This is a genomic window from candidate division WOR-3 bacterium, from assembly GCA_039801905.1.
Lineage (GTDB): Bacteria > Hydrothermota > Tepidihabitantia > Tepidihabitantales > JBDRVQ01 > JBDRVQ01.
On the sequence record JBDRVQ010000002.1, the window covers coordinates 63924 to 87060 of the forward strand.

Consider the following 23137-nt stretch of genomic DNA (forward strand, 5'->3'; position numbering starts at 1 on the left):
TAATCAGTTTTTCCCAATTGTCAAACATAATTAGGAGAAAACTCGGAAAAAGTGTGAATTGTTTAATAAAGACTACCCAACCAATTGAAAAAGGGATATGTTTAGGAATGTCTGAACTTATTTCCGAAGGTCAATTCGCAGAGAAATCCCTTGTAGTTAAGTCGCCCGCCACCCGCGAAGTGGGGTGGCGAGGTCTCGCCTCGTAGAGGCGAATAAGACTTTTATCTAAAATAAAAAAGGCGGGAGGATTTCCTCCCGCCTCTCCTCTTACCCTTCGGGCTACTTCACAACGATTAACTTTCTATCTTCTTTGTATCCGCCTGAGGCGGATTCAAACCGTAAGAGATAGATTCCGGCCGGTAGTTTCTTTATCGTAAACTCACCCTTATCGCTCTTTGCAGAGTAAACCAAGTTGCCTAAGGTGTTATAGACTTTGAGAATCGCAACTTCTTTCTTCGGCAGGTTGTAGTAAACCTTGGTTAAGCCTTTGGTCGGATTGGAGTTAATCTGGATAAAAGTCTTACGACTTAATTCCTGGGTCCCAATATTCGATGAAGGAAGGGCTAAAGTTAAATCTTCACCGGTATACTTCCAGATAGAAAGGGTATTATTTCCCTTTAAGGCATAGATTGTGCCATCGGTCCAAGTGCAGAGTCCACCACCACCCTTCACATATTTCTTATCTGGCATCTTGGGGATTGTCTCTAAGCCTGCCCATTTGGTCGTTGGGTCAAATGACCAGAACTCTTTGGTATTATTTCCCTTGAAGGCATAAATCTTACCGCTCTTTAAGGTCATTGCCGCACCTTCGCCAACTTTCTTCTTCTTATTCCACATTGGATGAGTGAAAGGCATTCCGGAATCCTTTTCCCAGGTATTAGCCGAGATGTCATACTTGTAGAACTCATTATACTTACCCCTTAAAGCATAGAGGGTATTATCATCATAGGCGATTAAACAAGAGCCATCGCTATAACCTTTACCGATATAAGTGCCTTCTGGTGCTTTTGGTAGAGTCTCAATCCAAGTGTTATTGGTGCAGTCAAAGGCATAAAACTCATTGGTCTTTGAACCCTTTAAGAGATAGACAAAACCATTAACATAAGCCATTCCCGTGCCACCTTTCAGAGCCTTGCCACCACCCGCTGGAATTGGTGGTAATGATTCCCAAGCGTTAGTTTCGGTATCATAGCGCCAGAACTGTAGGGTATTTGTGCCAGAAGCAAAGTAGAGGTATTTTGTGCCGTCATAGACCATACCGGTTCCTTTCTTCACTCCTTTCTTACCCGCAATTGGCACCGAATCCAGTTGCGTTATGGCATTCTCTGGAATAAAGGAGTAGAAATCTTTCGTATTATTTCCCTTCACAATGTAGATCTTATTCCCACCGGAAACAATCAGACCACCGGATTTAATTCTTTTGTTTGACGGCGCAAGGGGTAAGTCAGAAACTTTTACCCAAGCAGTGGTGGGAATTTTCGGACGGACATTAACGATTTTCCTTTGACAATCATTCTCCGGTTGGACATCGCCATTAAGCATCGTTGAACATTGGGCAAGGAAATCACCAACCTTCTCCGGTAGCCAGAGGTCAAAATCAATGATTGTTTCCAAATCCGGAGATAGCGAAGAAATCTCTCTCATACTGTAATAATCGCTAATTTGGAAAATGACGCCAAAAGAAGCAGGTTCGGAACCAAAGTTCTTTATCTTGGCTTTTGGCGTCATTGCCATTCCGGAATCCACAGTATCAGAAGGGGCAAGAATTTCTATCACCCCAACATCTAAAACCCGAACATATACCGAACCGATAATTTTATCATTTTCCTGCCTCTGGTCACCAAAAAGTTGGGTCGTGCATTTGACCGAAATTTCGCCTGCTGGTTCGGCGGTCCAATCGGAGAAAGAGATAATTCTCTCTTCATCGGGCAAAAGTTCCGAAACGACCATTTCTGCGGCATAATCGCCAATCAAAAGGAAGGTGTTAAAAGATACAGGAGTGTTGCCAAAATTTTTCACCTTGATCTGCGGGGTAATGACCGAGCCGAGGTCAATGGTATCAATTGGGGCTAAAATCTCAATTGGGGAAACATCTAAAACTTGGACAAATACCGAATCAATTTTTTTATCGTTTCCGGGTTGATTGTCACCGGATAGTTCGGTTGTGCAGGTGACCGCAATCTTTCCCCGCGGACTCGCAAACCAGTTGGGAAAGGTTAAATACCGATAGGTAAGAGGGGTGTGATTAATAACCGTCGCCGTGTAGTTATAATCTATGCCAATCTTCATCCGCACCGTATAAGTTTCTACGGTATTGCCATAATTATAAACCGAACAAGCCGGTGTGATAACCGTTCCGGAGTCAATTATCCCAGTGGGCATTAAAATCTTTGTGCAGCCAACATCCTTTATCCCGATCCTTCTCACCTCAACTGACCCGGTCTGCCGGTCATTACTTAGCACCATATCATTAGAAAGTCGGGTGGAACAACTTACCAAATGGGTACCCAGTTGGTTGGCATTCCAAACCGGAAAGGTTAGATAAATCTTAGTTAATGGCTGATGATTAGAAACCGTAGCCGTTTGGTCATAAAATGTGCCAATCTTCATTCGCACCGTGTAATTTTCTGTTGTGCCACCGAAATTATAAACAGTGCAAGCGGGGGTGATAATAATTCCTGAGTCCAAAACACCCGTTGGTGAAGAAATGGCAATTACCCCAACATCGTGTAAAACAATGGGATTGGAGCCGATGGTGATAGAAAAGTTTACCGCCTGGGTCATCGTCTGGCCATCGTTTAAATAAGTTAGTTCTAACCTTAAAGGGATATTTCTCCCGGGCTCGGCTTGGGGTAAGCAATAGAAACGGAATTGATTGGTTCGGTTATCCGTAGAATCTCTCCTTCGGCATCTGGGGAAAGACTTAATACTATCAAGAACGATAACCATTGGGTCAAGGGATTTCAATTTACCGCTAACGGCATAGGCAGAATCCAAGGGATGGATTGCCCGATTCCTTACTCGGAACCAGACTGAAGCGGTTTCTCCGGGGTCCAATTGTAAAGTTCGGTTGCCATTTAGGGAATCGTTAATAAAAACTTGCCTGGGCTCAAAGAAGACACCGGCAATGCGTGTTAGATATAAATTATTAGGACGATTCCGGCGACACTCATTATGAATATAAGCCGAATCATTCCAACCCTGCCAGAAATCCAAGGAACACATTTCAATCGTAAAGGCATAGGTTCGGAATTTACCCGCAGTATCGGCGTATTCCCAATCAACTGAGACACCATTGGCGGTATATAAAACACGAGAGAGTTGTCCAGTTCGGCTTGCTGGATACCCGTTATACATCCGGAAGGTATCAACGCCTTCCCTTAAAACCGCAGTATCCGGTGGCCAAACCGCCCTATATCCCCAAGGAAACATATTATATCTGCCATAGGTATGGTAATCCATTTGTGTCCGAATCTTCTGGGGAAGCATAAAATCCCTGATGACCTGAGTCTCAATCTCGGAAAATCGGGAAGGACCGCGATAGGTCTCAGAAGATGGATTAGGACTTGAGCCAGTATTGTCATAGCCCCACCGATAACCAAAATTCCGATTCAAGTCTATCCCTACTGAATCACCACCCCCAACTCTTCTTCTATTCTTACGCCAATTAGCGGTTGGACCACCAGAATCGGAATTATAGACATAACCATCCGGATTTTGCACTGGGGTAATGAAAATCTCCCGGTTATTAACTAACCAGGTGATTAAACTATCTTGCCCATAATTCATTAAAAGATAACTGGCAAAGTCAATACAACAATGGGTTGCCACTGGTTCTCGGGCATGGATTGCTCCGTTAATATAAACCGCTGGCTCCGGTTCATCAATCCTCGGGTTATCAGAAATCTTTAAAGTCCAGAGTGGCCTTCCTTGATAGGAATTCCCGATATTCATAAGAGAACAGATTGCCGGGAAATTGGTCTTCATTTTATTAAGGGTATCCTGCATCTCCCAATAGGTAAAGAAATAGCCAAAGTCTCTTAAAAGTTCTGGTTTATCCAGGTCAACACCGGTGATTAACCGAAACTTCTCCTTTATGTCTGGGTATGTTATTTCAACTCTTAAACCTTTCTCTTTAATCCTTTGGAGTTGCTCTTCAGTCGTAATTATCACAATATAAGATTCCCCATTTTCTGTTTCGCCACCGGTTGCTATATCCAATTCCGAAAAAAATTCACCTAATTTATCAAATAATTCATCGGCGGTTCTGAAGTAAACTCTCACTTCCATTCTCTTTGTCTCGTTTAACCCAAAGAGAAGACTAAAAATAAGAAAGAGATATAAAAGAGTAATTGCTCTCTTATTCATTTTTCCTCCAAGATAAACATCCATAATTTTATTTGTTTTTTCCCCTAAGTCAAGGACACTTTTCACTCGGCTACAATTAAAAGAAAGGTATTAAAAATACCTAAAAAATTATCTTAATGAAAAGATGGGAGTCAGTTTTTTTTCAGCCTTCCTAGGAAGGAAGAGTAATTTCTTTTCCCATTCTCCCCTTGATTCCTTTCGCCTTCTCTCCCTTCTTCCCTTCCTCTCCCAAATTATTACGTCAAAATCAGATCTTATTTCCATAGGGTATAAAAGAGAGAGAAAGTTTTGTCCCCTCCACCCTGGCATTAAATTATCTTTTTATTCCGAAAGAGATTTTAGAATTTCTTAAAAACCGTTTGGGGTCACCTTGCAATTTTTAAGTGTTTACTTATAATATAGTTAATGAAAAAATATATCTTTACTCTTTTAGTTTCTTTCCTTTTCCTTTTAGGAAAGGAAAGTTTAATCCTTGTACCAATCGCTTCCCGCTCGGACTTAGAAATCTTCTATGAATTGGACATTCCCATCCAGGATGTGAAAGAAGGAAAGGTCTTCGCCTTTGCCGATGAGGATAAGATTCTCAATTTAAAGGCGCGGGGCTATGAGGTTAAGATTTTAATTGAAGATTACCAAAAAGAATTAGAAAAAATCTTGCCCTATTACCACACCTATGCTGAGGTTTGTAGTATTATGCACTCTTTAGTCCAAACCTATCCCAATATCGCCCGAATGGAAACCTTGGGCTTTTCTTACAATGGCAACCGAATTTTCGGCGTGAAGGTGAGTGATAATCCCAACACGGATGAAGGGGAGATTGGCATGAGATTGATTGGCGCCCATCACGGCAATGAGAAAATTTCTACTGAAGTGACCCTTGCCTTCCTCCGTTATTTATTGGAAAATTATGCAACCAACCCTCAGGTCCAGTATTTAGTAAATAACCGCCAGATTTTTATCATCCCGATTCTTAATGCCGACGGTCATATCGCCAATAGCCGTTATAACGGCAATGGGGTTGACCTAAACCGGGATTACGGTTATATGTGGGGAAGTGCTGGTGGTTCTCCTGCTCCCTTTTCCCAGCCGGAGACAAAATTAATTCGAAAGCATACTGAGAAAAATCCTCTCTCCTTTGAATACGAATACCATTCTACCGCCTCTTATGTGAACTATCCTTGGGACTTTCATCCCCAGGACCCACCCGATTCTGCCCTAATCATTTATATATCCCGGCGTTATGCGGATTCAACTTATGGCTCCTCAACTACCCGTTTAACCCCAATCAATGGTTATGATTGGTATGAAGTAAGGGGAAGTTGTCAGGATATGGCTTTTGGTGAATTTGGGATATTTGCCACAACTATCGAGACCCAACAACCATCCGCCCAAGCGAGAATTGACTCTATCTGTCTAGTAAACCGGCGAGCACTTTTAGATATCCTAACCATTGGGGAATGGGGAGTTCAAGGTAGAATTTTAGATACCTTCTCTCAGACTCCCCTGCCGGCCTTGATTAAAATCAAAGGACCAATAAGATGGCCTGTCTATTCTTATCTGCCAACTGGATTTTATCATAAATTTATAGAGGGTGGAAATTGTACCCTGGAGGTCTATTCCCCGGGCTATGAGGTAAAAAAGATAGGAGTTTCTATTCCTAACCGAACACCAGTAAATTTAGATATTTACCTAAAACCTTCTTCCTTTGCCGAAGGTTACGGCTTCCGAGTTGGCTGGGTGAGAAGAACAACGAATGATGAATCACAAATCACCATCACCCCTCATTGCTTAGGAAAACCCGACAGTTTATTCTTCTCTTTATCTTATAGTGGCGAAATTGTCATTGAATTGCCAAAAGGTTTCCCGGTAAGAAATTTGGAGGGGAATGACATTAAGGTTTGGGAAGGAAATGATGGGATACCTGAGAGGTATAATATCTATTGTGCCCTTGATCTCTTTGGCACTTATTACTCCTTGGGTCAAGGAATTGGCACCCAGGAATTTGACTTAGCCCAGGCTGGAATTGATAGCGCCTATTACATAAAGATTGTGGATATTAACTCTGGCTCCCAATCCGAACCTTATGCCGGATTTGATTTAGACGGAATTACTTATCGCCTCCCAACCATCGGCTTGAAAAACCTAACAAATTCTGACCACCGGAAAAAAGAAATTTTTTCCCCTACCTTCTGGTCAAAAGAAATTGCTAAAAGTAATTCCCTATGGCAAATTTACCACAGCAACGGAACAAGACTTAATCCCTGGACCAATAAAATTCCATCGGGTGTCTATTTCTTAAAAGATGCCCAAGGAAAGGTAAGAAAGGTGATTAAACCCTAATGATTAAGGATCTGATTAAAAGTTTAAGACCTCTCCAATGGTCAAAGAATGCCTTTGTCTTTGCCGGGTTATTCTTTTCCCAAAACCTCTTCCATCTTTCCTATCTTCTTAGATCCCTAGCCGCCTTCTTCCTCTTCTCATTCATCTCCGGTGCCACCTACATCATCAACGATATAAAAGATCGGGAAGAAGATAAAGTTCATCCCAAAAAACGTTTTCGGCCAATTGCTTCTGGCCGGTTAAAGGTATCCTTTGCTTTTCCCTTTGCCCTCATCCTTATTATCCTCTCTTTAATTCTTGGCTATCTCTTAAACCAAAACTTCTTTTGGGTCTTATTTTCTTATCTTCTTCTCACCCTCGCCTACTCTTTCTTCTTAAAGGACATTGTCATCTTAGACCTATTGGTAATTGCCTTTGGCTTTGTCCTCCGGGCTCTGGCCGGAACCGTCGTAATCAGTGTCAATCTTTCGGTTTGGCTCTTTATCTGCACAATCCTCCTTGCCTTATTTTTAGGGATAACCAAAAGGAAGGCGGAAATCACCCTTCTGGGTGATTCGGCAATTAACCACCGGAGTGTTCTTTCCCATTATTCTCACAACTTTTTAGACCAGATGACTTCGGTAGTGACCGCAGCCACGGTCGTTTCTTATGCCATCTATACAGTGGCGCCGGAGACAGTAGCCAAGTTCGGAACTGACAAACTGATCTTCACCATCCCCTTCGTCCTCTACGGCATTTTTCGCTACCTCTATCTAATCTACCATGCGGAATTCTTGGAAAATCCAGAATGGGCGTTAGTTAAAGACCCTCCGTTAACCATCGCTATCCTTTTATGGGCTTTATCTGTCGTTTTAATTATTTACTTAAAATGGAGTTAATATGTCTGAGGTCTTTGTCTTGAAAACAAGCCCGGAAAGGGTGATAGAAGATTACCGCCGAATAATGAATCTGGCGGGGTATAAAGAAAAAGTGCCAAAAGAAAGGGAGATCATTATAAAATTGAATCTCTCCTGGACGATATTTTATCCTGCTTCCTCCTCTCCCCCCTGGCAGTTGGAAGGTGTCCTCTCCGCCCTTACCGATTTTGGTTACAATAAGACGAAACTTTATCCCGTGGAAAATAAGACCGTAGTGACCAATGCCCGAAAAGGGGCAAAAAATCAGGGCTGGCTTTCGGTTTTAGAAAGATACGGCATTCCTTTTTATCCCCTTCCGGAGCAAGAATGGGTAAAATTTACGCCCAAGGCACCTCTTCTTAAATTAGATAAGATATTTCCGGAAGGGATTTATGTACCAAAACTCTTCTTTGGCAAAAGCATCATTCATTTACCAACGATGAAGACTCATGGTCATTCTATCACCACCGGCGCGATAAAGAATGCCTTCGGTGGACTCTTAAAAGAAGTGAGACATTACGGTCATGAATTTATCCACGAAGTTTTAGTTGACCTATTAATTATGCAGAGAGAGATTCATCCGGAGGTCTTTGCGGTAATGGATGGCACGGTTTGTGGTAATGGCGCCGGACCAAGAACCATGGTTCCCTACATCGGCAACCTAATTCTTGCTTCCTTTGATTCGGTGGCGATTGATGCGGTGGCGGCAAAAATTATGGGTTTTGAACCATTGAAGATTGATTACTTAAAAATTGCCCACGAGATGGGTTTAGGGATAGCCGATTTAAATAAAATTAAAGTTATCGGGGAAGATATCTCCGGAATGAATTTCGGCTTTAAGACAAAAAGGAGTTTTGTCATCTTTGGCGACCAGGCTTTACGCAAAGGTTTTTTAAGACCATTGAAAAAGATTGCCCTCCACTCTCCCCTCTGGATTTGGGCACCAATCGCCTCCACTATCTATCACGATTACCTCTGGTATCCTCTAATTGGCTATTGGCGCAAGAAACATTTTTTGAAAACGGAATGGGGGAAATTATTTCTCTCCTATATCGGCAAAGAGAAATGAAGGGCTCCTACCTCTTACTCTTAAAAAGTGATAAGGAACAGGTAATCAAAGTTGGGGCATTGGGAAAGATCAATTTTCCACCTGGTTATTATCTTTATGTTGGTTCTGCCTTGAATAACTTAGAAAAAAGAATAAAACGGCACAAAAGAAAAAGGAAGAAGAAATTCTGGCATATTGATTATCTCACAACCAAGTTTCAATTTCTGGGGACGAAAGAGTTTCCCTCAACCAAGAAAACCGAATGCCAAATCGCTTCTTGCTTAAAGAAAAGACTTTTTCCCCTAAAAGGTTTTGGCGCCAGTGATTGCTCCTGTCCTTCCCATTTATTCTATTTCCCCAATCTCTTTCCGGTAAAAAATTTATCCTTGACAAAAAAGAATTTTCCAGTATCTTAAATGTTAAAATGAAAAGAAAAATAAGAGGAGAACAAAGAAGGGAGAACCTTCTTATGGTCTACTCAATTGGGGAGGAAATATGATTCAGGAATTTCAGAAAGGTGGCGGCATAATGTGGTTTTTGTTAGCCTGTATCATTATCGCCGTTGCCCTAATCATAGAAAGGTTAATCACCCTCTTCTTTGTGGCGACCCTTAACGCTAAAAAGTTCGTGGCGAATTTAATAAACCGGATTGAGAGCGAAGGGATAAATTCCGCCATTGAGTATTGCCAATCGGTTCGCAGTCCAGTGGCCCGGGTTTTACTACCCGCTTTGCAGAAATACGAACAGGGTCGCGAAGCGATGGAGGAAGCGATAATGCGGGCTGGCACCACCGAACTCGGCTTTCTTGACCGGGGTATGCAACTGATGGGTGGTATAATTGTTGTTGCCCCCTTCTTCGGATTTTTAGGCACGGTCACCGGAATGATTCGGGCTTTCGCCGCGGTAGCCGCGGTTGGGGAAGTAGAACCCACGGTTGTAGCGGCGGGTATCGCTGAGGCACTAATCACCACTAAATGGGGATTGATGATTGCTGCCCCTCTCTCCATCATCCATATCCTTTTCCAACAAAAGATTAATGGCTATACCAAAGATATGGAAACCGCTACCGCCACTTTAATTGACTACTTGGTAAGTAAGAGGCCATAAGGGTAAAGTATGCTTTTGAGAAAAGAAGAGAGAAAAGGACCTTCTATCCCAACTGCTTCTTTGGGCGATATCGCCTTCCTTTTAATCATCTTCTTTATGGTCACTTCCATCTTCTCCCGGGAAAAAGGATTAAAAATTGTTTTGCCACCGAAAGGAGAACAAGTTAAGTTAAAGAGCGAAAATATCCTTACCGTCCTTGTTAATCCCTATGGGGAAGTTTCCATCGCTGGGGAAAAGATAACATTACGGGAATTAAGAGAAAGGGTTCGCTCGGCTTTGGATAAGAATCCAGAATTAGTTGTCGCCTTAAAGGTAAGTCGCAACGCCCCTTACAAAACGATGATTGACGCCTTTGACGAACTAAAAGCGGCAAAGGCGGAAAGGATTAGTTTGGCACCGGTAAAGGAGGGAGAATGAGAAAGTTTACCCTAAAAAGACCAGCACCAGAAATTCCCACCGCTTCCACTGCTGATATCGCTTTCCTCTTAATTATCTTCTTTATGCTCACCACGGTTTTAAGGACCGAATACGGGCTGAAAGTGAACCTTCCCACCGCAGAAAGCACCGAGAGGATTCTCAAAAGGAAAAATATTGTCCATATCTGGGTTGACAAGACGCGCCGCATATCAATTGATGATAATCTCTTAGAAGTCTCGGGGATAACGACCGTAATGCAACAAAAGATTTTGGATAATCCAGAATTAATCAGCGAAGTCTTAGCAGACAAAGAGGTTGACTACGGAAGGGTAAATGATATCCTTGAGGCGTTAAAGGAAGCTGGGGCATTTAAAATCTTATTCGCGACGGAATACGAAGAGGGAGGGTAAAATGGAGGAAAAGAGGCAAATCAGGGAATGGGATTGGGACAGTTATTATGCAATCTCTTTCCGGGTGGGAATGGTTCTCTCTTTGGCTTTTACCTGTTTGAGTTTTGTCCTGATGCCGAAAGAGGTTCGTTATAAACCCTATGTCCCGAGAAAAGAGGTAGAGACGATTATGGAACAGCTCCCCCCGGAATTACAAGAACTTACCGAACCACCACCCGTAGAAAGACCAAAATTGGCAGTAGAAGCCGAGAAAGGGGAAGAAGCGGAAGAGGCAACAATTGCCCCAACCGAATTCAAGGAGGTGATCGCCAAAAAAGCAGAAGAGGTGGAAATCCCCGTTGTCCCCTACTGGAAGGTGGAGGAGAAACCGAAGCCAATTTATATTCCTAAACCATCCTATCCCGAAAGAGCCCGCCAGGCAGGAATTGAAGGGCAGGTCGTGGTGAAGGTTCTTTTAGATATTGACGGCTCGGTAATGGAGGTAGAACTCTTAAAATCATCCGGAAACGAAGCCTTAGACGAAGCCGCGCTTAACGCTGCTCGTCAGGCAAAATTTACCCCCGCGAAACAGAGAGAGATTCCGGTTCGGGTCTGGGTTTCAATACCCTTTAATTTCAGTCTTCGCCAATAATGATAAAAAAGCAAGAAGTGAAATTACCTGAGGTTCAAAATTTGGACCTTAGGATTTTTAATGGGAGGTAAGTAATATGTTAAAAAGAATCACTATTTTTATCTTTTTAGCCTTTATTGTCTACAGTCTTCCGGTATTACGCAAGCCTTATTCACCAGAACCTCTCCCTGCTCTCACCGGTCAAGAGATAATTAACCAACCGGTGGTTATAACTCCCGTTACTACTATTTCTCCGGGCGAAACCTGCTCCCATACATTTATTGACTACCAGCAAAATGGCACCTTAGGCGATAGACTTTCTATTCGTTCTGACTTTCGGGCATTCGTCTGGATGCATTCTCCCGATTCTAATTCAAATTATCCCAGGCGCTGGATTCGCTATAATTCCTACTATGATAATATGTTCCAATTAGGAGAGGGTGTGGAAGTAACAATCCTCGGTCGTTCTGGCTATTGCACGGGCGGTTCTTTTTCTGATGGGAGGGCAATTGCCTTCTATCATATTCAATATCCCCTCCTCTTCTCGGTTGTCTCTACAGAAGTCTCCCCTGGTTCCGGGCTATTCAATGACCCGGTAGCAATTGACACCATCACAATTCCACCGGGTGCTTCCGGCAGCGGAACAACTATTTGGCCTCACGGTGTTGTTGGGTTAGATGATGTCATTCATGTCGTCAGTTATCCCACAAAACCTCCTGGTTCCGCAAGCGATTTTTACTACTCTCGCTCTACGGATGGGGGAAATACCTTCTCCTTCTGGATGCCAGTGATTGGTGATACCCAACTTTCCTGCCTTTCCCCGGATATTTATGCCCGTCCCGGCTCCCCAAAAGTTTTAATCTCCTATACCAGAAAGATTGAGAATATCAACCCGGGTAAGACAACCCAGATTCAGCAGAATGTCTGGTATCGAGAGTCGCCCGATAATGGCGCAACCTGGAACGAGCCAGTTCAGGTAACCAATTACGACTGGGGCGGACCGGGTTCAACCTTCCCCTTTGCCTATACCGATGTTGATGGTATTTATGACCTGAATAATAACCTTCACCTTGTCTGGACCGAAGTTTGGTGGGGACTTTCCCAAAGGGGAGATACCCTTTATGCCTTTGGTTCAAGGATAATGCATTGGAGCGAAGCCACAGGCTTTACTGTGGTTTCCGGCATCGGGAATAATAATGCTCCCCCAGGAATAGAAGATACCACCCTTTGGTATATGCCAGTCTGGGATGCCTGGCGCCGACCCGCGGATAGACCACAATTGGCGATTGATGGAAGGGGAATACTCTATTGCGTCTGGACCGGAAATAAAGATACCAACGATGTTTCCGTGACGGGCCGGACCAATGGTGAATTATGGCTTTCCTACTCAACCGACAATGGTCAAACCTGGTTAAGGGAAGCGATAAATCTAACCAACTCTCCTTCGCCCAATGCCACTCCGGGAAACTGTGAGGATGACGATTATCATACCCTCTGGTCTGAGGTAGTAGATGGAAAACTACATATTCAATACATCAACGACAAGGACGCGGGAGGTGTCCCGCAAACTGAAGGCGTGGTAACCAATAATCCTGTTCTCTATCTTCAAGTGCCGGTTACTGGCATCTTGGAAGAAAGAGAAAAGAAGGTCAGTGGTTCTATTATCACTCTTGTTCCAAACCCTGCTTCCAACTACATAAATCTCTCTTACTATCTGAACGACAACCACCGAGTTATAGTAAAAATTGCCGATGCCTCAGGAAGAGTCATAGAGAAATTTGACCTTGCGGGAAAGAAAGGTAAAAACTCTTTCCAGTGGCAACGACCGAAGGAATTGAAAAAAGGCATCTACTTCATCTCCTTCAATCTACCGAATAAGACGCTAACGAAGAAACTGGTACTTCAATAAAAAGATGGGGGCTGGTTCCTATTATTCTATTTCGGGACCAGCCCCAATTCTTTTATGGCAAGAGATAAACTGAAAAAGGCAAAAAATTGGCTTTGCCTATCCTTATCTTTTCTCATTCTCTTTTCCTGTCAAAAGAAAGAAAGATTACCCTTTGGCAAAGAAGATTCCCTTTCGGTTTTTAACCAATTAAAAATCTGGCGTGATACCTTAAAGCATTACCAATTTTTAGAATTTAACGAAAAACCATTAATTTTATCCGTAGGACTTTTCCCTCAGGATACAGTTTATCAAGGGAGAAGTGAGATAGAAAAAATCGCCCATCTCCTCTCCTTTTGGCGAACTACCCAGGATACTTTGCACCTTGACTCCCTAACTTTTCTTATTGATTCCCTTAACCAAGGGGACACCTTCTGTTTTGTTCTCTATAACGATTCCACCCGCCACACCATCGCCCTCTTTAAGTATGATAGTCTCTGGTTAATTAGATTTCGCGATTCTGTCTCCTTAGAGACCGTCGCAAAAATTAGTTACCCTCTCCCTCAGGAGAAAGAGAAAATTTATCCCCTCATTGGTAAGAGAAGAATCCTTTTCCGAAAAGAGGCGGGGGATTATCTTCTAAAAAAACTTTCCGGATTCTCCTTTTCCCATCCCAAAGATACCGCTCCAGTAATAAAATCAATCTCTTTAACCCAGGAAGGGAGAAGCATCAATTTAGAAAATACCGAATTCGGCAAACTAATCCCTGTGGATTCGCTGCCGTGTTTCCGGGCGAACGAAGAGATCGTGGTTACAATCTCTTGCGAAAAACCAGGTGATACTAGTAATCTGAAATATTTTGGCTTTTTATCTAAAAGGGGAGAAAGAGTATTTTTGGGTGAAGGTTATGACCTCATTGGTGGTATCAATTTTCCCCAATTGGGGATCCAACACATCTTTATTGAAATTATTCCCAGTCAGAATCTCTTCTATCCCAATTCCCCTTATTCCTACACTATCCTTTGTCTCCCTCTAAGAATTACCCAATAGGGTAGAAACCCTCTCGGCTATTCTTTTTGCCCCATCAATCGGAAACTTACCAAATCCCTTCTCTGCCATTTCTTGCAATTTACCTCCTTCCCTTAATTTCAGAATTGTCTCTCCAAAATTCTCCGGTGCCAACGGAAGAGTTACCCCTTGGGAATAGGCAAATTGGTAGTTGAGAGGAGCATAGGAGCCGATATGGGGCAAAAGAGAAAAAAGAGGAAGCCCCAAACCACAACACCAATTGGTCCTTTCGTGAGCAGGAGCGACAAAACAATCTAACTCCGGTAAAATTTCCGCAAACTTTTTATTCTCCTCCTCCCGGTGCCAAGAGAAGATAATCTTTGCCTTAGGAAACCTCTTCTCCCAATACCTCGCTAAACGCCGATTATTCTCGGAAAATAGAAATACCTGGATATCAAATTTTTCAATTTCGGCTACTGCCTGATTAATCTTTTTTATATGAACTCTTGGGTAAGCACCCGAAGAGAAGAAGGCAACAGTCAACCTCTCCCCTCTTTCCAATCTCTTTATCCTCTTTTGGAAACTTTGTTCTGCAATCGGCACCAATTCCGGTTCCATCACCAACCCACTCACCAACAACCTCTCTTCGGGAATTCCTGCTTTTAAGAATTGCTCTTTGGTAAAAGGAAGGGGGACAAAGATCTGGTCAGCGGAAACGAGACTTTCTTCCGGCGCGGCAATCTCACCGTGGAGATAAAAGATTTTACATCTCCCCTGCAAGATTTGAACCAGGATGGGATGAGAAATCATAACTACTTCCGCACCTTTCAATTCCCGCTCTAAATCTTTTCTAAAAAGAGAGAGCAAAAATTTTGGTGCTTTTCCTTTCCGGCGCCACCGATTATAAATCTTGGTGCAAATCCCCCCTCTCCCACCAAAAAGGTATAGCCTTTTCATAATCTTCCACTCTTTCTTTAAGAGCAAAGTCTTCCTCGGGTAGACCTTCAAAAAACTATCTAAATAATTGGGATGCCCCCGCCCAATTTCTAAATTGATACATAATAACATTATAACCTAATTAGGAACTCTTTATTAATCTCCCAATCAGTAAAATTGCTAAGGCAATCCCCGCGATGATTAAGCCCCAAAGTCCCAAAAGGGATAGACTCGTCACCAAAATACAAGCTAAAAATACCCCGAGGCTGATAGCGAGAAGACTCAACTTAAAATCCATTCCCAAAAGGAAAGCGGCAACCGAGCCAGTCCAAGCCCCGGTTCCGGGTAAAGGGATGGCGACAAAAATTAATAGTCCCCAGAATTTATACTCCTCAATCACTTTACTTTTTTTCCGGGTTCGGGTAAAGAGCCAATTAAAAAACTTAGCGAAGAGCGGAATTTTGCTTAAAACCTGGGCGATTTTAGCCAAAAGGAGAAGGAGGAAAGGGACCGGTAAAAGATTTCCTAAGAGGGCAAGGATTACTGTTTTATACCATACCAAATGATAAAAATTTATACCCACCGGCACTGCCCCCCGCAACTCAACAATTGGTAAAAGGGCAATAAGAAAAACTGTCAACTCTGGAGAAAGACCGATACCTTCTAACTTCTCAATTATTGCCTCGCGCATCAACCATAATATCGAAATCACTTTAAATTGTCAAATCTAAACTTTAAATCAAAAAACTAAATGGCTCGCTACCCAGCCCCCTCCTCCTAAAATTAGACTAAAAATTGGGCAAAAAACAAGACCTTTTCTTAAACAATTTCTTAGAGAATAAATTGGAGGAAAAATTAGAACCTTTCCCCGAAAAGAAATTAAACCTTTAACTGCAGAAAAAACTACTCTGGAAAGTAGAGAGGGGAATCAGGTAAAAGAGAAGAAAAGGAAGTGGTAAAGGAGACGGTGATAGGGTTCACCCTAAATTCACCATAAGTTAATTAAGTTATTTAAAATAAAAAACTCCTTAAGAAAAACCTCTCTCTTAATAGACAACTTTTATGTCGCTTTTTTATTCTATTTACAGAGGTTATGACCGGTAAAGAGGGATTAGTATCTTTTTTAAAACCGGCCGATTGACATTTACCCAATTTTTCTTATTTTATTTAATGGAGAAGTTATGAAAAAATTTGCTTTAATTAGTCTCTATGATAAAGAAGGGATTGTAAACCTAGCTGAAATTTTAGTAAGCCAAGGTTATGAAATTTTATCAACTTCCCAGACCGCTAATTTTTTGAAAAAGGAAGGGTTAAAGGTGGTGGAAGTATCAGAATTTACCAATTTCCCCGAGATTTTGAAAGGAAGGGTAAAGACCCTCCACCCCAAAATCTTCGGCGGCATCCTTTCCTACCGAGAAGAAGCGATTGAGCCGATTGATTTTGTCATTTGTAACCTCTACCCATTTGAGGAAATGATGAAGAAAGATCTCACTCTGGATGAGATGATTGAGTATATTGATATCGGCGGTGTCTCCCTCTTGCGCGCCGGGGCGAAGAATTATAAATTTGTGGTCACAATTCCCAAAAAAGAATTTTATCCAGTCGTGATTAAAGAACTAAGAGCAAGAGGTGAGGTCTCCGAGGAGACGAAAAAATTATTAGCGCTTGCCACCTTTGAGATTGTCACTCATTACGATGCGGTGATTAGTGAGTATTTAAGAGAAAAATTCTCAATCGTGGACTTCCCCCATTACTTTACCAAATCCTTTCTTAAAACTTTACCCCTCCGTTACGGAGAAAATCCCCACCAGAGGGGAATTTTTTACCTCTCTCCTTTCTCCCAAATGAGAATTGAACAACTGGGGGGAAAGGAATTATCCTATAACAATCTTTTAGACATTGACTCCACCCTTTCTCTATTAGAAGATTTTTCCGAGGCGACCGCCTGCATTATGAAGCACAATACCCCCTGTGGTGTCGGCTGCGCCGATGATATTGCCGAGGCATTCTCTAAGGCATTAGAAAGTGATAGAAAGTCGGCATTTGGTGGAGTGATCGGCGTTAACCGGGAAGTATCGGAAAAGTTGGCAGAAGAAATTCGTCCCTTATTTTTTGAGGTAGTCGTTGCCCCCAACTTCTCAGAAGAAGCCCTAAAAATTTTGAAAAAAAAGAAGGATTTACGGCTCATCCAATTTTCTGGTTTTCTTCCGGATTTGACCATTCGTTCCTGCCTCGGAGGTATCCTTCTCACTGACCGTGATAAAATAAAAGATGAAAAAAAAGAATGGCAGATCGTGAGTAAGAGAAGACCTTCGGAAAAAGAGATGAGCGATTTGGCATTTGCCTGGAAGGTTTGCAAATTTGTCCGTTCCAATGCCATCGTGATTGCGAAGGATGAAATGACCGTCGGTATTGGTGCGGGACAAATGTCTCGGGTTGATTCGGTTGAAATCGCCATTAAAAAAGCAGAAGGTAGAGAAAAAGGAGCAGTCTTAGCATCGGATGGCTTCTTTCCGTTTCGGGATTCTATCGACTTAGCCGGGCGGGCGGGCATTACGGCGATCGTTGAGCCTGGTGGCTCCATCCGGGACGAAGAAGTGATTAAAGCCGCCGACGAAAACGGCATCGCGCTTCTCTTTACCGGTATCCGCCACTTCCGCCACTAATTGCCTTAAAGAATTAAAACCAAAAAATAATAGAAAGCAGGAATGGTGAAAAGTAAACTATCAATCCGGTCAAGAAAACCGCCATGCCCCAAAAGAATTTGGGAAGTATCTTTCACCTTTGCCTCCCGCTTGAACACCGACTCTACCAAATCCCCAATCTGAGCCAGAATACTCAAAAGGATACTTAAAAGGATAAAAAAGAGGGGATGAATTTTTGGTAAAAATTGTTTTAAGTAAAAAAAGGAAAAAGGAATGGCAAGAAAGACACTGCTTAAAAATCCCTCCCAGGTCTTTTTGGGACTGATCTCCTCGGCTAACTTCTTCTTCCCAATCGCCTTCCCGATGCCGTAGGCAATGGTATCATTTACCCAGGTGAAAAATATGGGAAAGAGAAGAAGCCCGGAAGAAAGTTTTTGAGTAAGAACCAGCCTCTTTAAGAGAAAGATATGGGAAGGAAGAAAGGCTAAATAAAAGACGGTGAAAAGGCCAAAGGCGAAATAATCGGAAGAAAAAGGGGTTTGGCGGAGGGCCCAGAGAAAGATTGCAAAGAAGAGAAAGGAGAAGTAAAAAGGGGGAAGGTTAAAATAGGAAAAAAGAAGAAAGAGAAGGTTTAATGAAATAAAAAGATAAGGATTGAGTTTCAATCCGTTTTTTGCCAAGAGATTTAGAAACTCTTTTGTGGCAACTGCTAACCAAATTAAAAGGAATGATAGAAGAAAAGGAGAAGGGCTGAGGAGAGAAAAGATGAATAGCGTTCCGAAGAAGAGTCCGACAAGAATTCTTGATAACAACTCCTTCATTAATTAGCCCTCAATCTCCTCTTCCACCTTACCAAAACGTCGCCGGCGACGTCCGTAATCTTCAATCGCCAAGAGTAGTTCTCTTTTTCGAAAATCCGGCCAGAGGCAATCGGTAAAATATAATTCCGTGTAGGCGATAGCATAGAGGAGAAAGTTAGAGATGCGTTTCTCTCCTCCGGTTCTGATTAAAAGGTCAGGGTCAGGAATTTCCGGATCGTAGAGAAACGAACGGAACTTTTCTTCGTCTACCTCTTCCCCTTTAATTTTCTTCACCGCATCTATAATCTCCTGTCGCCCCCCATAACTCACCGCCAAGACCAGAACTAACCCCTTATTATTTTCCGTCTCTTTAACCAAGGAGAGCAATTCCCTTCTTAACGCCTCAGGTAATTTCTCAATCCGACCGATCACTTTCACTTTAACATCATTCTTTTGAAATTCCTGCCGCTCCTTCTTTATCACCTCTTCCAAAAGGAGCATCAATTGCTCTACCTCCTCTTTTGGCCTTTGCCAATTTTCTTCGGAAAAGACAAAAAGGGTGAGATACTTTACGCCCAGTTCCCCACAAGTCCTCACCACCTCCTTTACAGAATTTACCCCTTCCCGATGTCCAAAAACTCTCGGCAAGCCTCTTTTCCTTGCCCAGCGCCCATTCCCATCCATAATGATAGCGATATGCTTGGGGATATTATTCATTTTCAAAAAGTTAAAGGGAGAAAGGGATTAAGAATTGGTAATTAGGTCTCTAATATTTCTTTCTCTTTTTTCTTGACCAATTCGTCAACCGATTTTATCAATTCGTCGGTAATCTCTTGGATTTTTTTTAAGCCGATTTTCGCATCATCCTCAGAAATTTCCTTATCCTTCTCCTTCTTTTTTATCTCCTCGTTGGCATCTCGCCGGATGTTTCGGATCGCCACTTTTGTCTCCTCTCCCAAACGAGAGACTAACTTTATCAACTCCTTTCTCCTCTCCTCCGTTAGCGGGGGAATGGGAATCCGGATGACATTCGCTTCCACCTGAGGATTCAATCCCAATTCCGCCTTCCGGATCGCTTTCTCAATTTCCGGAATCGCACCCTTATCCCAAGGTTGGATGAGTAAAAGTTTCGGCTCGGGTGTGACAATAGAAGCAATCTGTTTCAGAGGGACAATTGTATTGTAATAATTTACCTTAATTCCATCCAGAAGCGCGGGGTTTGCTCGGCTGGTTCTAATCCGGGAGAGTTCCCCAGCAAAAAGGTCAAGGGTTTTTTGCATCTTTTCCCGAGTTATTTTATAGATATCTTCTAACATATCCAACTCCCAACCTTTTCTTTATTTAGTATCCTCCGGATATTACCTTCCTGAAAGATATCAAAGACCACCAGAGGCACCTTTGCCTCCGCTAAAAGGAGCAAAGCGGTCTGGTCCATAACTTCTAACCTCTCCCTTAAAACCCTCTCGTAGGTAAGTTCTTTATAAAATTTGGCGTTTCTAAATTTTTCCGGGTCTTTAGAATATACCCCTTTAACCCTTGTCCCCTTCATCACCAACTCTACTTTTAACTCAACCGCCCTTAGGGCACAAGCGGTATCGGTTGAGAAAAATGGGTTACCGGTTCCCCCAGAGATAATGACCGGACGGCAAGCGAGAAAAGCCCCTTCCGCCTTCTCTTTAGAATAACCTTCCACGACACCAGGAATAGGCAGAGAAGAGAGATGAAAAGGGTCACAATAACGGCGCAGGGTCTCTTCTAATAAGAGGCCATTGATGACGGTTGACAAAAGTCCAATCCGGTCAAAAAGAAGTCTCTTTTCCCAATCGGCAGTTCGGCCCCGAATTAAATTCCCTCCACCCACAACTAAAGCCCTTTTGACCGGAAGATGGGCAATTTCCCGACAGATGCGGTTGAGAGTCGACGGCGATCGAAAAACCTCCCCCGTGATTTTTAAGACGAAACTGTTAAATTTAAGGTCAGAATCTTCACTCACCAATTTTAAAGCGGACGAAACGCCGAATTTTAATATTCTCCCCGAATTTGGCGATGTGCTCTTTGACAAAATCCTTAACCTTCATCTCCGGATTCTTAATATAAGGTTGTTCTAAAAGGCAGACATCCTCATAAAATTTTGCCAATTTGCCACTAATAATTTTTTCAATCACCGCTGGTGGTTTTTTGCTGTCGGCAATCTGGCTCTCGTAGATTCTCCTCTCCCGTTCCAAAACCTCCTTCGGCAAATCCTCCGGCGAAATAGCCATCGGGTCGGTAGCCGCAATCTGCATCGCCAATTCGTGAACAAACTTCCGAAACTCCTGATTCCGGGCAACAAAATCACTCTCGCAATTCACTTCTAAGAGCACCCCTAACTTTTCTCCGGGATGGATATAAGCATCAACCACCCCTTCGGCAGTAGGTCTTTCCAGTTTCTTTTCCGCGCGGGCAATCCCCTTCTTTCGGAGAAGTTCGATCGCCTTCTCCACATCACAATTGGTTTCCAAAAGGGCAGTTTTACATTCCAAAATCCCTGCCCCGGTTCTTTGACGTAGTTCTTTTATCTTCTCTAAGGGAATCTCCATAATTAAACCTCCTCAACCTCTTGTTCTAAAACTTTCTTTCCTTCCAAGACCGCATTAGCAATGACACTTGTTATCAATTTAATGGAACGCATCGCATCGTCATTTCCCGGAATTGGATAGTCAACAGTTGTGGGGTCGGCATTAGTATCAATGAGGGCAACGATGGGGATTTTCACCCGCCGGGCTTCTCGCACCGGGGTCTCTTCTCGGCGTGGGTCAACAACATAAAGCGCTCCCGGCAACTTATCCATGTTTCTCAGCCCGTGGAAGACCTTTTTCAATCTCAGATATTCCTTTTGTAAAGCGGTTGCCTCCTTTGTGGGATATTTACTCAAATCGCCTTCCTGAATAATCTTCTCCAGTTCCAAATAGCGATTGATCCGTAAAGAGACAACATTAAAATTGGTGAGGAGTCCTCCCACCCACCTTTCGTTAACAAAAAGAGCACCGGACCGTAACGCCTCTTCTTCGATTATCGGCTTCGCCTGCTGTTTTGTCCCGACAAAAAGGATATCCTGCCCCTGTTCCGCCACCCGCCGAATGAAATCGTAAGCAGCGTGGAGTCTTTCTAAGGTCTTTTCCACATCAATGATGTAAATCCCTTCCCTCTTCCCGTAAATGAAAGGTTGCATCTTGGGATTCCAGAAGCGAGTGCGGTGCCCAAAATGAACACCCGCTTCCAAAAGCACCTTGGCGTTAGGGAAGGCCATTCCTGTGGAATCTAACGTTTTGTCCATTGGAAACTTTTCCTCCTTTTTGCTAATCCGTATTTACACCTTTCCTTCTTTCGGGGGTCTCTCTTTAAGAGTTCGGCACTTTTTAACGTTTTTCGCAATTCTGGGTCATAGGCAACCAGAGCCCGGGCAATCCCCAAGGCAATCGCCCCGCTCTGGGCAGATAAACCACCACCCGTAGAAGAGCACACGACGTCAAACTGTCCTAAGGTTCCGGTCACCTTAAAAGGGGTGAGGATATATTCGTAGAGGTCTTCCCGAGTGAGATAACTTCGCGCATCCTTTTCGTTAATTTTAATTTCCCCTTTACCTTGAGGAAAAAGCCAAACCTTGGCCACCGAAGATTTTCGAGAACCAACTGCAAAAAAACTTTCTCTCATAATTCTATCATAATTGGCTTTTGCGCCTGATGAGGGTGCTTCTCATCCGGATAGACCTTCAGCCTCTTTAACATCCTTCTTCCCAATTTATTTTTTGGTAACATCCTTTTCACCGCTAACCAAAGCACCTCTTCGGGCCGCTGTGCCAAAATCTCCTGGAGAGTCCTTTGCTTCAACCCTCCGGGGTAACCAGTATGGTGGTAATAAATTTTATTTAAGAGTTTCTTCCCGGTTACCCTTATCTTCTTCGCATTTATCGCTACCACAAAATCCCCATTGTCAATATGGGGGGTATAATTAACTTTATTCTTACCCATTAGGATCCGGGCAATTTTAGAAGCCGCCCGGCCCAATGTCTTATTAGTCATATCAACCAAATACCAATCTCTTTTTCCTACTTCTTCTTTCCCTAAAAGAGTCGTCTTCATAGATTTAATGATAGCAAAAATCTGATGAATGTCAAGCAACCTTTGCAAGCGTTAACAGTGATCATGCCCCCACCCTAGGACCCTAGCTCTAGGAATACTCCAAAAGGCTTTTCAAGGCAGTGGACTACCAAAAAACTTTGGTAAAATCTTTAATTTAAGTAAAATTAAAATAAGATTATGGCTAAATCCATCTTAAACCGAAAAGGAGGGATTTATGCTTGTGGTTGAGTATAAGGTGTTGGTTAAAATAGACCCAATCCTCGTCCGAGAAAAGATATTAGAAGTTTATTTCCAAACCAGAAGAAATATCTCAAAAACTGCCCGGACTTGTGGTGTCTTTTGTAATACGGTCAAAAAGAGACTTAAACGCTTTTTAGAAGAAGGGAAAGAGGATCTTAGGGATAAATCCCATCGCCCGAAAAATCATTTTAATAAAACCCCTCCGGTGATAGAAAAGATGGTGGTAGAGATTTTTGAGCAAACGAATTATGGAGTAAGACTTATCTCGGGAAGAATTAGCAAAAAGAGGCATCTCTCTTTCTTATG

At 42.8% G+C, this 23137-nt stretch carries 23 protein-coding genes; 12 read left to right on the forward strand and 11 right to left on the reverse strand.

Annotated elements, in window-relative coordinates:
- Positions 1-279 precede the first annotated feature (279 nt).
- The gene (locus ABIL00_00845) at positions 280-4368 is read right to left on the reverse strand and encodes a M14 family zinc carboxypeptidase (protein ID MEO0109313.1); all 4089 of its coding nucleotides are present in this window, start codon (positions 4366-4368) and stop codon (positions 280-282) included.
- A gap of 405 nt (positions 4369-4773) precedes the next feature.
- Here ABIL00_00845 and ABIL00_00850 point away from each other — a divergent pair, with 405 nt between their 5' ends.
- The 10 genes from ABIL00_00850 (at position 4774) to ABIL00_00895 (ending at position 14131) form a co-directional block, all read left to right on the forward strand.
- Complete coding sequence (locus ABIL00_00850; GenBank protein MEO0109314.1) at positions 4774-6708, forward strand: M14 family zinc carboxypeptidase; 1935 nt, start codon at positions 4774-4776, stop codon at positions 6706-6708.
- Complete coding sequence (locus tag ABIL00_00855) at positions 6708-7586, forward strand: decaprenyl-phosphate phosphoribosyltransferase (GenBank protein ID MEO0109315.1); 879 nt, start codon at positions 6708-6710, stop codon at positions 7584-7586. Before ABIL00_00850 ends, ABIL00_00855 begins: the two co-directional genes overlap by 1 nt.
- 1 nt (position 7587) lies before the next feature.
- The gene (locus ABIL00_00860; protein ID MEO0109316.1) at positions 7588-8673 is read left to right on the forward strand and encodes a DUF362 domain-containing protein; all 1086 of its coding nucleotides are present in this window, start codon (positions 7588-7590) and stop codon (positions 8671-8673) included.
- A complete protein-coding gene (locus ABIL00_00865; protein ID MEO0109317.1) occupies positions 8670-9068 on the forward strand; it encodes a GIY-YIG nuclease family protein in 399 nt (132 codons plus the stop codon). Before ABIL00_00860 ends, ABIL00_00865 begins: the two co-directional genes overlap by 4 nt.
- Positions 9069-9147: 79 nt before the next feature.
- A complete protein-coding gene (locus tag ABIL00_00870) occupies positions 9148-9759 on the forward strand; it encodes a MotA/TolQ/ExbB proton channel family protein (protein ID MEO0109318.1) in 612 nt (203 codons plus the stop codon).
- Positions 9760-9768: 9 nt separating this feature from the next.
- Positions 9769-10176, forward strand: coding sequence for a biopolymer transporter ExbD (locus tag ABIL00_00875; protein MEO0109319.1), 408 nt, complete (start codon positions 9769-9771; stop codon positions 10174-10176).
- Positions 10173-10586, forward strand: coding sequence for a biopolymer transporter ExbD (locus tag ABIL00_00880; protein ID MEO0109320.1), 414 nt, complete (start codon positions 10173-10175; stop codon positions 10584-10586). The genes ABIL00_00875 and ABIL00_00880 overlap by 4 nt, the downstream gene beginning before the upstream one ends.
- 1 nt (position 10587) lies before the next feature.
- The gene (locus ABIL00_00885) at positions 10588-11217 is read left to right on the forward strand and encodes an energy transducer TonB (protein ID MEO0109321.1); all 630 of its coding nucleotides are present in this window, start codon (positions 10588-10590) and stop codon (positions 11215-11217) included.
- 76 nt (positions 11218-11293) lie between these two features.
- Complete coding sequence (locus ABIL00_00890) at positions 11294-13105, forward strand: T9SS type A sorting domain-containing protein (protein ID MEO0109322.1); 1812 nt, start codon at positions 11294-11296, stop codon at positions 13103-13105.
- A 54-nt stretch (positions 13106-13159) separates the two neighbouring features.
- A complete protein-coding gene (locus ABIL00_00895) occupies positions 13160-14131 on the forward strand; it encodes a hypothetical protein (GenBank protein MEO0109323.1) in 972 nt (323 codons plus the stop codon).
- Here ABIL00_00895 and ABIL00_00900 read toward each other — a convergent pair.
- A complete protein-coding gene (locus ABIL00_00900) occupies positions 14114-15157 on the reverse strand; it encodes a hypothetical protein (GenBank protein ID MEO0109324.1) in 1044 nt (347 codons plus the stop codon). The genes ABIL00_00895 and ABIL00_00900 overlap by 18 nt on opposite strands.
- 10 nt (positions 15158-15167) lie before the next feature.
- Complete coding sequence (locus ABIL00_00905) at positions 15168-15716, reverse strand: small multi-drug export protein (GenBank protein MEO0109325.1); 549 nt, start codon at positions 15714-15716, stop codon at positions 15168-15170.
- Positions 15717-16206: 490 nt separating this feature from the next.
- On the opposite strand from ABIL00_00905, the gene purH reads away from it, so the two are divergent.
- Positions 16207-17691, forward strand: a complete 1485-nt coding sequence (gene purH, locus ABIL00_00910) for a bifunctional phosphoribosylaminoimidazolecarboxamide formyltransferase/IMP cyclohydrolase (protein ID MEO0109326.1) — start codon at positions 16207-16209, stop codon at positions 17689-17691.
- Positions 17692-17696: 5 nt separating this feature from the next.
- On the opposite strand, the gene ABIL00_00915 is transcribed toward purH, so the two are convergent.
- The 8 genes from ABIL00_00915 to rplM are packed head-to-tail and all read right to left on the reverse strand — an operon-like array spanning position 17697 to position 22591.
- Complete coding sequence (locus ABIL00_00915; protein MEO0109327.1) at positions 17697-18491, reverse strand: phosphatidate cytidylyltransferase; 795 nt, start codon at positions 18489-18491, stop codon at positions 17697-17699.
- A gap of 3 nt (positions 18492-18494) precedes the next feature.
- Positions 18495-19187: an isoprenyl transferase gene (locus ABIL00_00920; GenBank protein ID MEO0109328.1), complete on the reverse strand. Its 693-nt coding sequence runs from the start codon at positions 19185-19187 to the stop codon at positions 18495-18497.
- A 41-nt stretch (positions 19188-19228) separates the two neighbouring features.
- On the reverse strand, positions 19229-19786 hold the full coding sequence (frr, locus tag ABIL00_00925; GenBank protein ID MEO0109329.1) for a ribosome recycling factor: 558 nt from the start codon (positions 19784-19786) through the stop codon (positions 19229-19231).
- The gene (locus ABIL00_00930; GenBank protein MEO0109330.1) at positions 19780-20463 is read right to left on the reverse strand and encodes a UMP kinase; all 684 of its coding nucleotides are present in this window, start codon (positions 20461-20463) and stop codon (positions 19780-19782) included. The genes frr and ABIL00_00930 overlap by 7 nt, the downstream gene beginning before the upstream one ends.
- The gene (tsf, locus tag ABIL00_00935; GenBank protein MEO0109331.1) at positions 20456-21049 is read right to left on the reverse strand and encodes a translation elongation factor Ts; all 594 of its coding nucleotides are present in this window, start codon (positions 21047-21049) and stop codon (positions 20456-20458) included. Before tsf ends, ABIL00_00930 begins: the two co-directional genes overlap by 8 nt.
- 2 nt (positions 21050-21051) lie before the next feature.
- The gene (gene rpsB / locus ABIL00_00940) at positions 21052-21786 is read right to left on the reverse strand and encodes a 30S ribosomal protein S2 (protein MEO0109332.1); all 735 of its coding nucleotides are present in this window, start codon (positions 21784-21786) and stop codon (positions 21052-21054) included.
- Positions 21771-22163 (reverse strand): 30S ribosomal protein S9, encoded by a 393-nt coding sequence (rpsI, locus tag ABIL00_00945; GenBank protein ID MEO0109333.1) that lies wholly within the window; start codon positions 22161-22163, stop codon positions 21771-21773. The genes rpsB and rpsI overlap by 16 nt, the downstream gene beginning before the upstream one ends.
- Positions 22160-22591, reverse strand: a complete 432-nt coding sequence (rplM, locus tag ABIL00_00950) for a 50S ribosomal protein L13 (protein MEO0109334.1) — start codon at positions 22589-22591, stop codon at positions 22160-22162. Before rplM ends, rpsI begins: the two co-directional genes overlap by 4 nt.
- Positions 22592-22805: 214 nt before the next feature.
- On the opposite strand from rplM, the gene ABIL00_00955 reads away from it, so the two are divergent.
- The coding region (locus ABIL00_00955) for a helix-turn-helix domain-containing protein (GenBank protein ID MEO0109335.1) at positions 22806-23137 on the forward strand (332 nt) is incomplete at its 3' end.